Origin of the sequence: Alteromonas profundi (genome assembly GCF_010500865.1) — a bacterium.
Taxonomy (GTDB): Bacteria; Pseudomonadota; Gammaproteobacteria; order Enterobacterales; family Alteromonadaceae; genus Alteromonas; species Alteromonas profundi.
The window spans coordinates 1-9,897 of record NZ_JAAAWN010000039.1 but is presented as its reverse complement, the minus strand read 5'-3'; the positions used below and the strand labels follow the sequence as shown (position 1 = coordinate 9,897).

At 42.6% G+C, this 9,897-nt stretch carries 10 protein-coding genes; 8 read left to right on the top strand and 2 right to left on the bottom strand.

Features of this window, described 5'->3' with window-relative positions; all coding sequences use genetic code 11:
- Nucleotides 1-635: 635 nt before the first annotated feature.
- On the bottom strand, nt 636-812 hold the full coding sequence (locus GTH32_RS18195; RefSeq protein ID WP_163088456.1) for a hypothetical protein: 177 nt from the start codon (nt 810-812) through the stop codon (nt 636-638).
- A 523-nt stretch (nt 813-1,335) separates the two neighbouring features.
- A complete protein-coding gene (locus GTH32_RS18190) occupies nt 1,336-2,304 on the bottom strand; it encodes a BsuBI/PstI family type II restriction endonuclease (protein WP_163088454.1) in 969 nt (322 codons plus the stop codon).
- Nucleotides 2,305-2,434: 130 nt separating this feature from the next.
- On the opposite strand from GTH32_RS18190, the gene GTH32_RS18185 reads away from it, so the two are divergent.
- The 8 genes from GTH32_RS18185 to GTH32_RS19665 all read left to right on the top strand — a co-directional run bounded on the left by GTH32_RS18185 (nt 2,435) and on the right by GTH32_RS19665 (nt 9,272).
- Nucleotides 2,435-3,958 (top strand): Eco57I restriction-modification methylase domain-containing protein, encoded by a 1,524-nt coding sequence (locus GTH32_RS18185; RefSeq protein WP_163088452.1) that lies wholly within the window; start codon nt 2,435-2,437, stop codon nt 3,956-3,958.
- A gap of 38 nt (nt 3,959-3,996) precedes the next feature.
- On the top strand, nt 3,997-4,188 hold the full coding sequence (locus GTH32_RS18180; RefSeq protein ID WP_163088450.1) for a hypothetical protein: 192 nt from the start codon (nt 3,997-3,999) through the stop codon (nt 4,186-4,188).
- 1,557 nt (nt 4,189-5,745) lie between these two features.
- On the top strand, nt 5,746-6,057 hold the full coding sequence (locus GTH32_RS18175; RefSeq protein WP_163088448.1) for a hypothetical protein: 312 nt from the start codon (nt 5,746-5,748) through the stop codon (nt 6,055-6,057).
- A gap of 183 nt (nt 6,058-6,240) precedes the next feature.
- Nucleotides 6,241-7,302, top strand: coding sequence for a helix-turn-helix domain-containing protein (locus GTH32_RS18170; RefSeq protein WP_163088446.1), 1,062 nt, complete (start codon nt 6,241-6,243; stop codon nt 7,300-7,302).
- A gap of 160 nt (nt 7,303-7,462) precedes the next feature.
- A complete protein-coding gene (locus tag GTH32_RS18165; protein WP_163088444.1) occupies nt 7,463-8,167 on the top strand; it encodes a coiled-coil domain-containing protein in 705 nt (234 codons plus the stop codon).
- A 71-nt stretch (nt 8,168-8,238) separates the two neighbouring features.
- Entirely contained in the window at nt 8,239-8,829 is a 591-nt protein-coding gene (locus tag GTH32_RS18160) for a ParA family protein (protein WP_163088442.1), read from the top strand.
- Nucleotides 8,826-9,077, top strand: a complete 252-nt coding sequence (locus GTH32_RS18155) for a hypothetical protein (protein WP_163088440.1) — start codon at nt 8,826-8,828, stop codon at nt 9,075-9,077. The genes GTH32_RS18160 and GTH32_RS18155 overlap by 4 nt, the downstream gene beginning before the upstream one ends.
- 63 nt (nt 9,078-9,140) lie before the next feature.
- Complete coding sequence (locus GTH32_RS19665; RefSeq protein ID WP_281360055.1) at nt 9,141-9,272, top strand: hypothetical protein; 132 nt, start codon at nt 9,141-9,143, stop codon at nt 9,270-9,272.
- Nucleotides 9,273-9,897 lie beyond the last annotated feature (625 nt).

Sequence of the window (9,897 nt, the reverse complement as noted above, 5' to 3'; positions counted from 1 at the left end):
AATGACGCCTTCCCAGGTGTGGATTTCACATTGGAATATTCGGACAAAGCAGGTGCTTTTGCATCAGGAAAAACCCTCTCTAGGCCACGCATGTAAAGACCTTTATGGCATTTTAACGTTTCGGACAAAATCAGCATCATTCACCTGATTTCAAGTCAGACGCATTCGTTTACCACTTTTGAAAATGACGCCTTCCCAGGTGTGGATTTCACATTGGAATATTCGGACAAAGCAGGTGCTTTTGCATCAGGAAAAACCCTCTCTAGGCCACGCATGTAAAGACCTTTATGGCATTTTAACGTTTCGGACAAAACCAGCACCCTTCACCTGATTTCAAGTCAGACGCATTCGTTTACCACTTTTTGAAAATGACGCCTTTCCAGGTGTGGATTTCACGTTGAAACCTGCCAAAGAGCGCTACCATGTCAAGGTAGAGGTATTGCGGATGGTAGACACAAGGGATTTTAAATCCCTTGTGTCTACACTAAAAAATATCGGGATAACGATATACAAAGAAAAAAGAACCCAGCACAAAAAGGACGAGGCCCGATACGACCAGATAAGGTAGCGCTGAAGGCAAAAAAAAGTAAATCGCAACTAGGCCAGTAGCAAGCAGAAAGGTAACGATGAAAAACTTAATCAATATGCCTACTTCCTATTCTACGATCCTGCTCTTCTATCAGCATTTCAACTGCTGTTCTCAGGGTGACAACAACATCATCATGCCCGATAATGAACGTAGACTCAGTTGGATGCTGAAGCGCGAGCAAATTGCTCAACATCACTTCCGCTTGTTCAATTTTATCATTCATTGCCGCACTAACTGTTCAATAATCACTCTATTAAAATAATAGTAAAAGTAAAAAATATCACCTGAACATAAGAACAGAACTTCAATAATTTTTTGCGTGTATCCCAGGCTGAAATATGAAAAAGAGAACGTGTCAGGCCAAGCACAACAAGGCCTCAACAAATACCTACTTTAATGTTACAAAATAATAGCAAAGTCTTTTATAAACAACAACTTGACTTGCGTAATCGAATCATTATTCTAATCCTCATGTTGAGTGTTATGACGCTCAGTTTCCCGAACTTTTTTATTCCACTATGTGTGAGTGGAATGAGAAAATAAGGATGGTTTTAACGTGCTCATCCGTAGAGCACGTAGCTTCATGCAAAGCTTGTCTCGTCGCCAAGCCAAGCTGCGTCATTATTTAACATCTCCCCTCCTCTTTTGTGTGAGAGAAAGGGACTGTACACTCGGCAAAATCAGCCCTTCTTCTCGTGTGTGGGGGGAAGGGCTGTAATTTCTTCTCGTATATACTTTGAGCCTTACTAATGTGGCCCTAAGAATCTGTCACCATTGAAGTGAATCATATGCGAGGGATTATCCGCAATCCACACTTCTGTCTCCCATGCAATATCAGCCACATGTTTTCTAAATACCTTCCTATCAGGAAATGCTGATACGTACACAGGGCCTGCATTACAATTAGAAAGCATCCCCTGTAAATGAGACCACCTCAGCTCACTCACAGGCCCATGGCTAGTCACAGCCTCGATAAGAAATAACCAGTTACGCTTTTCATCATAGACAACGATATCGGGAAGCTTATCGTGCGACATCGGAGGGATACCAAGCTGCTCTAGGTACTCGGTTTCTAAAACCATAAGCTTCCCCCCTTCGTTTCCCCGACTACTCGCTGTATCACCGATGTAAAGTACACGCCCTCCTTCACCGATAAACTCAGGACAAAATTTATGAATAATGTCTGCATGAAGTTGATTGTGCGCACCAGGTGACAACTCAATTACGCTATCATTTGGAAGCGTAATTGGTATTTGAGATTTTTTTAGATTTCTTTTTGATTGTTGAATCAGCTTTGTTAGCTGGCCCAGGCAAACCTTTACCAGCTCAGCCCAATCATCGGATGGATAGCGCCGAAGTAAATCAATAACAGGTTGGTTAAGGGAGTAGTTATTGTATTGGCTATTAGTCGGCCTCTCGCCGTCATCCCTATTACGCAATATTAAACCAGCCTGTTCAAATTGATGTAACGTCTGACGTCGGATTGTTTCTCGTGAATTAGGTTTATAGTCCTTTCCATAACAACGACGAATAAAGTCCATTATTTCATTAGTTGTCAACAGGGGCGCACGCGCCTCTCCCCAAACAGAGTCGGGCGTAACCGCGCAGAGCGCCAAAAGCACCCAAGCAGAACGGTCATTGGTACGGGCTGCGTCCATACCCAGCGATGTCAGTATCTCTTTGGCTTCTTCTAATTTTTTATTTCGTAAATCCATACATACTCCTTATCCTTTTGAAGGCAATCACTAGATTACCATCTAGTGCAGGTTTTTAATTTTCCCTCTGCGGCTTTTCTGCGATAATTTCACCCTGAAATCCACGCCCATTTTATTTTAAAGAAGTGCCATGCCTGAATCAGCCCTAAAAATAACCGAAGATCTAAACCTGGAAGCTGACAGAATTCGGGCTATTGCTAACACAAAAATTGACGAGAAAAAGCGCGGTAAACTAGGGCAGTTTATGTCCTCATTTAGCGTTTCCTCTCTGCTAGCCAGTATGTTCGAAGGCTTCAGTCCCGAAGAAAAGCTATTAGATGCCGGAGCCGGAGTAGGCTCACTAACATCAGCAGTCGTCAACGAAGCGATGAAGACTGACTGCAAACGTTTAGAAGGTACATGCTACGAGATATCGGAAGAGTTACACCCTTACCTCGAAGAAAACCTGGCAATATGCTCTGAGCGCGCCCCTTATAATAATCTGGGTTTCAGAGCCGAAATTTTCAAAAAAGACTTTATTGCCTCTTCTGTTACCAATTTAAAAAGCCCGACAATAAAACGCTACTCTAAGGCCATACTCAACCCGCCATATTTGAAAATTGGTGCAAAAAGCGAGGAGAGAGCCTTACTGCGCAGTGTGGAAATAGAAACAGGCAATCTCTACTCCGCATTCGTTGCTCTGGCAATTAAACAACTTGAACAAGGCGGCGAGCTGGTTGCGATTACGCCCAGGTCTTTTTGTAACGGGCCATATTTTAATGATTTCAGAAAGCTTATTCTCAACGAATGCTCACTAAACAAGCTTCATGTATTTCACAGCCGAAAGTCCGCGTTCAAAGTAGACAAAGTGCTTCAGGAAAATGTTATATACCACCTAACCAAAGGTGAGCCGCAAAGAGAAATGGTAACGATAGTCTCTAGCAGTTGCGCAGAAGACCCATCACCTGTTGAGTATCAACTCCCCTTTGAGGAAGTTGTACAGCCTCGCAATCCTCATCGATTCATTCATATCATTACCAACGAAGAAGAAAGAGAAATAGCCAATAAGGCTGGAAACCTTCCTTGTGGTCTTGAAGACCTAGGCATTCAAGCATCAACAGGTAAAGTGGTAGACTTCCGTACCAGGGAGAATCTTTCTCAGGAATACGTACCAGGCTCAGTCCCCCTCATATTTCCCCAGCACATGAGAAACGGTGTGCTCACATGGCCTCTGCCTGAGGGAAAGAAGCCGAACGCGCTTTTACATAATGAGAAAACTGAAAGCTTAATGGTGCCAAATGGCACGTATGTTTTAACTCGAAGATTGACAGCAAAAGAAGAGCGTAGGCGGATAGCAGCTTCGCTATATACACCAGACACTGCAGATGTTCCTGTCGTTGGCTTTGAAAATAAAACTAACTATTTCCACGCCAACGGGGAGCCTTTAGAAGAAAACCTCGCCAGAGGCCTATGGCTGTTTCTGAACAGCACTATTGTTGACCTATACTTTCGACAACTAAACGGCCACACTCAAGTCAACGCTACAGACCTCAGAAGTTTACGTTACCCCACTGCTGAGATGCTTATTGAACTCGCTCGTGAGTCAGATACTCTACAGCTAGAACAAAGTGTTATCGATGCTATTGTGACTCGTGTCATTTTTAATGAACGGTAACCAATAACACTTTGACTCCCCTATAACAGAGCGACCATATGAAAACATATGACGACTACCTAAAAGAAGTAACTGTCATGTTGAAGGCGGGCCACAATCGTTCAGACATTCTTAAAGTGTTAAAAACAACCTATCTCTTTAATCAAGATGATGACGCCACAGATAGCGAACTTAGTCGTCTCATTTATGATATTGAGAACACTAAAAAGTTAGAGCACCTATTTATGTGAAATTTAGCACTCATTCGCTATTTGAACGAGGTATGGCTAAAGTTACATAGTGCAAAAAGATACTGACGCATAAGTGACTCTCACGTTGTCAGGTCATGCACCTAGTCGCAAGGAGGCGAGTGGTAGTATAAAGTATCAACCGGAGAAGAAATGAGTTATGCCAAGTAGAACTAAGCTAAAGCACATTTTCGTTTTTGCTGTCGCGCTAGCACTGTTCGGCGTTTTCCCAATGGCTTTGATGCACGTTCTGACTAACGTCATCGACATCACGTTAATTAAGAGCGACGCATTGTATGCACTACTAATAATATCGCCAATGGCGTGCTGCACCGCAGGGATCGCGATAGCGATGCTTCACGTTGCAAAACATCCTGAGCTTTTATAACGGAGAAGATTGAGTATGTTTATTGAAGAACTGATATTTTTATTGCCCATAGGGATCATGGTGTTTGGCTCGATATATATCGCGAAGAACTACGCAAAGAAAGATAAGTGATGAGTACCGATCACTCTGAACGCTAAAAATAGTCCAAAGAAAAATATCAATAGCTAAACTCAACCAAGCGCTTCCAAATTTAGGTTACTTTGGAAATTACTTTTAAAGTATGATTATTTCAACTGCTGAATAAGCAGCTTGAAACATCTCACTCCCGAATAGGGAGAAAATCCTCCTGTGCCAGCAGGAGGATCAAAACTCATCGTTTCTTCTTGCCGCATCGCACATTCATTTCAAATGAATCGCCAACGGCGATATCAAGAGAAAATCTAATGCGCCAGCGTTCAAATGCTTCTTTAAGCATAACTCTGACTCCTATTTCAAAACATTGATAAAAGGAGTAAGTAGTGCAATACTGTCTTTGTAAGTTAATACGCAAGACTTACTCCATCGAGTTTGGGCTTCGCGTCTGTACAGCCGAGGTTGTGTGGCCGCAATCCTCACAATCTTGGTTAGTACGCCCATCGCTTTACTCAATCTACATCGTTCTCCTCCTCTAATTTTTCACTTATCATCGCACGCCTTTAAAATGCCGCAACTTTTCCGGTCTTTTTTTTCACTGTGACAAAAATGCGCATCAATATTCCAATTAACTTTGTCATTTAAGCGAATATTCTTAGCACTAACTACCCGTGAAAGTTTCACTCTCGACTTGCAAACACTATAGTACAAGAAAATCGCAACGACAAATCAAAAAACAACATAACTCGTTGACTTTTAAACAAAAATGTTGTGATTTTGAAAAATGTATAAATAAATCAAGAAGAAAATTTTTTCATTTTTTTTCAAAAAAATGAATTTCCCCGCTATAAATCACAGTTTCCCCCTCCCCTTTCGACATAAACAATCAATATCCAAGTGATAAATCTGACCAACCGAAGACGAGATTTTCAATGCCATAGCATTGTTAAAATCGCGTCGAGACCTCCAAGTAGCTTGGTGTTACGGAGTAACAAACCAATACCAAGCTACGCTTGTTTGAGCAGCCACAGCGACCAAAAAAACCTGGTGTATTCGCGGCTTGGTTTCTGCCGCCCAGGGTTATTTGGAGAGCGTCGTGGATGCGAGTTCAGCCCACGAATGTGGGTGAGCAAAGCGAATTTTCACCTCGTGAAAACTGGCGGGGAGCCGCCAAAAAGTCACACGCCCCAGCGAGCGACAGCGCTGTGACAGCCTCCCCAGAGGCGTTTTTTGGTGGGGCAGCAGGCCCCACCCGAAGGAGCTTCAGCTCCGAGCAACCTGGATTTTGCGCAGTGATGACTAGCTCGTCCGAAGAGGCGCAGCCTCGCACCGGACAGCAGTCAAAACGTGTGAAAATGCGGGTTGCTCGGAGGTGCGATAGCACCGTAGGGTGGCATTTCGTGGATTTTTAGGCCGTAGGTGCGTCCAGCTCCGGAGGGTTGAAAACCCGAAATCTAAAGGCGTTTGGAGGCGTCCAGCCGGAAAAGGCCGTCACAATACCTGACTATAACTCGAAAACGTGGAGAGGTGTAGTCAGGTATTGCTCGCTTTGTTCCTAGTTATTTGCAACAGCAAATGACTAGGAACAAAGTGGTATGAGAGATGAGCCAGAGTCGAAACAAAGCTTCGATGAAGTGAAGAACGCCCAAAAAGCCGTGGGCGAATGGAATGAAAACCAAGTGCTTTTTGGTATTGCCAAGTTTGGCTGGTTGAGTATGACTCAACTAGCGAAATTGGCTGATGCGTCGCATGGTTCAATGCGGCACATTGTTAGACGTATGGAGCAGACAAAATATATTTGGTCTGAGCCATTGGCTAACTCGCCTAACGTAAAGTGCTATGCACTGACACGGAAAGGCACGGCCAGAGTGAAATCAGTATTTTCAGGTGCTGGCTTTAAGAAGGTCGAAACGTATTCGCAATGTCGCGGATTTTTAAGTCAGTTCGAACATCATTATCACCGTCATTTAAGTAATGAGTTTTTGATTGATTTGGTGACAGACAATATCAATTTTCAAAATTACCACATTACACACTATTTGCCTGAGCATGAGGTACAGGCCAAAAAGAACGATGTGCATACCATGATGCAATGTGTGCCAGATGCGTTGGCACTAACCGATGACAATCGGTTGATAGCCATCGAGATTGAAAATACGTTACGGGGCAAATCCAAGCACGGCACCAATCTAACTCATTGGCTGGAAGTCATGGCCGAAAGGATTGAGCACCACTACGAAGCCTCTGATTCATTACGTGGTGTGTTTGGTTCACTGGAGAATCCAAACTATGAAGACGTGGATCAGGTATTTGTATGCGCCAGTGAGCAGATATTCAGGAACGTTTGGAACAAGGTGCAGCGCATCTTGTTAAAAACGGACTGTTTGTCAGCAGGTGACAACATTTCCTATTTCGTCGTGGATGGTAAGAAGTGGCACAACATATTTGAAAGCCATGAATTGTTGGCGCATTCAGATCCAGAGGTGTTCGAGCTTGTCAGTGCTGGCGCTGACCGTTTCACCTACCCAAAAGACAAGCGTATGCAGATCGTAAACGAGCTGTATTCATTAAATCTGTCACGAAAAGAAGTCGCAAAGCGATACAACATTTCATTGTCCACATTGGACAGATGGAAGCGTGAATTCCACGCAACTTAATAGTGTTTTTTTACACTGTAATGTCGAAATATCAACATTACAGTGCTTATTAGCACTATTAAAGAAACCACAAAAACCTCTAAAAAGCATAATCTAACCTTCATTTATTATGGTATATGGGTATAATATACCTATATACCATAATAAATGAAGGTTAGAGATGGATATTTCAGTAGAAGCTCAGCAGATACATGCTGAATTAACAAAAGCCCTAGGCTCCCAGGGCAATCAAAGGCAGTGGCTAGAGTTCACTCGTACAGTTAAGCGTTTGCTTCCATTCGTTGGTCGAGGTAGGCCAACGAAAATGGAAATAGAAAACAGCGTAATAGGCCAATACGGATTCTCAGGGTGGCAAGCTATGGTTGCTTCCTCGTTAGAAGATGGAGGCTTTAACACACCAGTAAACACGTGGAATAAATGGTCGCAAGCTTCAGACTTTTTAGAGCGTTACCCCTACCTTGAGTCACTGAACTTGTCGCAATCAGATGTAGCAAAACTACAAAAAGAATTTAAAGGAGTAGAATTCCCTCAGTCCATAGAAGAACTTGAGCAAGCCCAAGCCGAGATAAAAGCACGTCAGGAGCAGGAAGAAGCGGAAAAAGTCTCAAATTTAAAGCTCCGTATCTCAGAGCTTGAACAGCAATTGATTGCGGCCAATGCGAAAATTGAAGTGATGGAGAGTCAATTGGGTGAGTTCGCAGCGCAGCAGCGCCAGCTGATCGAGGTGAAAACCAAAAATATACAATTAGCTGAAAAAAACGAAAAACAGGCCAAGAAAATAACGGCCTTGAATGACGCATTGGAAAAACAGATGAACGCGAGTAGATGGAGTCATCTAAAGGCGCTATTAAGCTTTTCAGCTTAATAGTATTTTTGACATATTTTAAACCTGTTATAAAATACTTTAAAAGCAATTAATAACAGGTTTATTAATATATGAAAATTATCACCTTTTATTGTCCAAAGGGCGGGGTTGGCAAGAGCACTCTATCCAAAAACTTCGCTGTTTTTTTATCGCTAGTAAAGCAGCATAAAGTGCTTTTCCTTGATTTGGATAGGCAACGTCACGTGATGCAAGCGAGTGAGAAACATGAAGACTGGCCTTTCATAGTGCTAGATCGTATTCCAGATAACTTTGGCGACGTGGACTATGTAGTTGGAGATATATCGCCAGTCGGTGTTGCAGCACTTAGTGTTGAACAAAAGCAGATGTTGGAAAATTCCGATCTCATCATAAGTCCTTTTGAAGCAGATTCGGACAATATTGATAGCATGGTCGATATATATAATCTTCAGACGAAAGCTATTATTAAACCTGTTTTAAACAAGTTTACAAGCACCTCTAAACTACATAAAGAAGCGCTTTCCGTAATTAAAGATTGTTTAGTGCTGAAATCACGGTCGGCGTACCCACAAACATCTGGTGCGAATTCGATATTCTTCAAAAACCCGTACTCATCCGCGCTAAGTAATGCACGAAATGATTTCAAACAGCTGGCAAACAAATTACTGGAGTTAGTAAAATGAGTAATGCTTTCGACAAATTAAACAAGGCGCAAAGCACAAGACAAAACAAAGTAAAAAGTAGCTTCGAGGCAGGAAATGCCTCAAAAGGCGGTAGGCCTGCCAAGAGCGCTTCGGAGAAGCGCGACAATCGACTCACTGTGTATTTGTCTACGTCTGAGTTGAAGCAGCTGACCGATTACTGTGATGAGTTAGGCGTTCAGCCTGCGGTTTTTCTGCGAACACAAGCAATGAATAAAATAAGTAAATAAACAGTTATAAACAGTTATAAACCGTTTATAAACATATTTAAAAGCATTTCAAATAGAGGGCTGTTGAAAGGCGATGTACTAATCGACGACCATGTGGATGGTAACGGCCAAGAAAGATTTGAAGGCAAGCTTATCCAATTTGGTGGTTCAGACCACCCTGATTGGTCAAGCGTCAGAGAAGGACTAAAAATATAGCTATTTAACCCAGTGTGGAAAACGGGGATGGCTGCTTCGCAGTTCGGTTGATGGACTGTATGTGGACAGCAAAGCTGACACACAAACAGACCACAACCCCAACCACGTTTACACACACGAAATAACAACAATGGATCTCTAAAATTCTTTTTAAATGGCTCCCAGTCGGGCACAAAAAAAGGATGTCGGCCGAAAGGCCTCCGCAAAGCTAATTCTAAAAACGTGAAGTCATTAATATGACTTCATAAGAAAGAGCTACGCAGTATAACCTACGGTTAAGAGGACGAACTTGGGACACTTTTTAAATAACGCCCGACAGCACTTTTTGAAAGTTCCATTTTCTCTGCAATAGCGCGTATTGATAAGCCTTTTTGCCTGAGAGCTTTTGCTTGTATAGCTTTATCTTGTGCTGACTGTTTATATTCGTCACGAGTTGGAGAACCAGATTTACGTCTAGCGACTCTATGTCGCTCAGTGTTGCGCCTTTGCTTCTCAGTTGGGGTTCTAGGGATTTTCCCCTCTAAAAAGACATAATCCTCTGTAGACCACACCAATAAATGGCTGCGGAGGTGGGTTACTACTTATAAGTGTGGCAAATTAGGTAAATATCGTACATTTAATACGG